This is a genomic window from Pseudomonas sp. P5_B2, from assembly GCF_056400445.1.
In genome coordinates this window covers 1-2,540 of sequence record NZ_JBFULH010000581.1, presented here as the reverse complement: position 1 = coordinate 2,540, position 2,540 = coordinate 1, and the positions used below count along the sequence as shown (strand labels likewise).

General features: G+C 57.4%; 4 protein-coding genes. All 4 read right to left on the bottom strand.

Annotated elements, in window-relative coordinates; translation table 11 throughout:
- Positions 1–307, bottom strand: a 307-nt coding sequence (locus AC1DRJ_RS24255; protein ID WP_477804384.1) for a ParB N-terminal domain-containing protein, incomplete at its 3' end; no start/stop codon positions are given.
- Between the two features lie 9 nt (positions 308–316).
- A complete protein-coding gene (locus tag AC1DRJ_RS24250; protein ID WP_347902914.1) occupies positions 317–1,114 on the bottom strand; it encodes a ParA family protein in 798 nt (265 codons plus the stop codon).
- An 18-nt stretch (positions 1,115–1,132) separates the two neighbouring features.
- A complete protein-coding gene (rsmG, locus tag AC1DRJ_RS24245; protein ID WP_477804383.1) occupies positions 1,133–1,777 on the bottom strand; it encodes a 16S rRNA (guanine(527)-N(7))-methyltransferase RsmG in 645 nt (214 codons plus the stop codon).
- The coding region (locus tag AC1DRJ_RS24240; RefSeq protein ID WP_477804382.1) for an MnmG/GidA family protein at positions 1,774–2,540 on the bottom strand (767 nt) is incomplete at its 5' end. The genes AC1DRJ_RS24240 and rsmG, both read right to left, overlap by 4 nt.

The following is a 2,540-nucleotide window of genomic DNA, read 5'->3' as shown; positions in this document are numbered from 1 at the left end:
GGCCAGCCTGCTGGCTTGCGCGCCAGCGGCGTTCACCGGCGATGATTTCGAAGCGACCGCTGCCGATAGGGCGAACCACAATCGGCTGCATCACGCCCTGGGCCCTGATCGACTGCGCCAGTTCTTCCAGCGCTTGAGGATCCATATCTCGACGGGGTTGGTACTTGCCACGCTGGATCAAATCCAGGGGCAGGTGCTGCAACTCACGTTGATCGGCTTGAACCGCTTGTTCTTCCAGCGAGCTGACAGTCGGACCACTCAGCAGTGCATCCAGTCCACGTCCGAGACCTCGTTTCTTGACGGCCATGGGGATTCCTTAAGTTGCCTGAGCAGCAGCGATGCGTGAGTTTTTGCGTTGACGGCGAACCATTTCGCCCGCCAAAGCCAGATAGGCAATGGCGCCCCGCGATGACTTGTCGTACGCCAATGCCGGCATCCCGTAACTAGGCGCTTCGGCCAGGCGGATGTTGCGCGGAATCACCGTGTCGTAGAGCTGCTCGCCGAAGTGTTCCTTGAGCTGTGCGGACACATCGTTCATCAGGCTCAGGCGCGGGTCGTACATGGTCCGCAACAAACCTTCGACTTTCAGATTCGGGTTCAGCAGTTCGGCGATACGCTTGATGTTATCCACAAGGTCGCTCAGACCCTCGAGCGCGAAGTACTCGCACTGCATTGGGATAATCACCCCATCGGCAGCAACCAGTGCGTTCAGCGTGAGCATCGACAACGACGGCGGGCAGTCGATCAAAATGTAATCGTAGTTTTCACGGATCGGCGCCAATGCACTACGCAGGCGGCTTTCCTTCATCTGCATTTCCAGCAGAACCACTTCAGCCGCCGTCAGGTCACGGTTAGCCGGCAACAACTGGTAACCACCGTGCTCGGAGAAATGCATGGCCTGGGCCAAGTCGCATTCACCGATCAGCAAGTCGTAGACCGAGTTTTCCAGACCGTGTTTATCCACACCGCTACCCATGGTGGCGTTGCCCTGTGGATCGAGATCGATCAGCAGTACCCGACGCTTGGTAGCGACCAGAGAAGCTGCGAGGTTGATGCAGGTGGTGGTTTTACCCACACCACCCTTTTGGTTCGCAATCGCGAATACCTTAGCCATTCTTGCTTGTGTTCCCAATCATGCCGTGCGGCGCAGTATCAGCAGATGGCGTTGGCCTTGGCAACCAGGTACGGCCAGGGCGTGTTCGCTATCGAGGTGGAAGTCTGCCGGCAATGCTACCAGCTCATCGGCCGGATGAACGCCCTTCATTGCCAGCCAACGTGTATTGGCATCGCCGAGGTGGCGAGTCCAGTTGCTGAAATTCTCCATGCTGCTGAACGCCCGGGAAATGATCCCGTTGAATGGCTGAGCAGGCTGGAAGGCTTCGACGCGACTGTGGATAACTTGCAGGTTATCCAGTTTGAGTTCGAGTTTGACCTGAGTCAGAAAGCGGGTTTTCTTGCCGTTGCTGTCGAGGCAGGTCACTTGGGACTCTGGAAACAGAATGGCCAACGGAATGCCCGGCATGCCGCCGCCGCTGCCTACGTCCAGCCAGCGACCGTTTTCGATGAACGACATCACGCTCAAACTATCGAGCAAGTGACGAGAGACCATTTCGTCCGGATCGCGCACGGCGGTCAGGTTGTAGGCCTTGTTCCATTTGATCAACAGGGCCAGATAACCCAGCAGCTGCGCATGCTGGGTTTCTGTCAGTGTGACACCGAGCTGGCGGGCACCTGTGGATAACTCTTCGGCGTGTTGCGAGGTGACCAACGAACTCAAGCGCTTTGCTCCAACTGACGGCCCGCGCCGCGTTTTTTCAAATGAATCATCAACAACGAAATGGCTGCYGGGGTTACGCCCGGGATACGTGACGCCTGGCCCAAGGTTTCTGGACGGGTCGCGCCGAGCTTGCTCTGGATCTCTTTGGAGAGACCGGAAATGTTGGTGTAATCGATATCCACAGGCAGTTTTGTATCTTCGCTGGCCCGCAGGCGTGCGATTTCATCCTGTTGACGGTCGATGTAACCGGCGTACTTGGTCTTGATTTCAACCTGTTCGGCGACCTGTGGATCATCTGCACCACCGCCAGTCACGGCGATCAAGCCAGCGTAGTCGATTTCCGGACGGCTCAAGAGGTTGAGCAAATTGTATTCGTGGGTCAGTGGCGTACCGAATTTTTCTGAAATCGCATCGCCCTGCTTTGTGCCTGGGCGAACCCAGGTACTTTTCAGACGCTGTTCTTCCAATTCGATGCTTTCGCGTTTCTTGCAGAACGCCGTCCAACGCGCGTCATCGACCAGACCGAGTTCGCGACCTTTTTCGGTCAAGCGCAGGTCGGCGTTGTCTTCGCGCAGGATCAGGCGGTACTCGGCACGGGAAGTGAACATCCGGTACGGCTCTTGAGTACCTAGCGTAATCAGGTCGTCAACCAACACGCCGATGTACGCCTCGTCGCGACGCGGACACCAGGCTTCTTTTCCCTGTGCGCGCAGTGCAGCGTTGGCGCCGGCCAGCAAACCTTGGGCGCCGGCCTCTTCGTAAC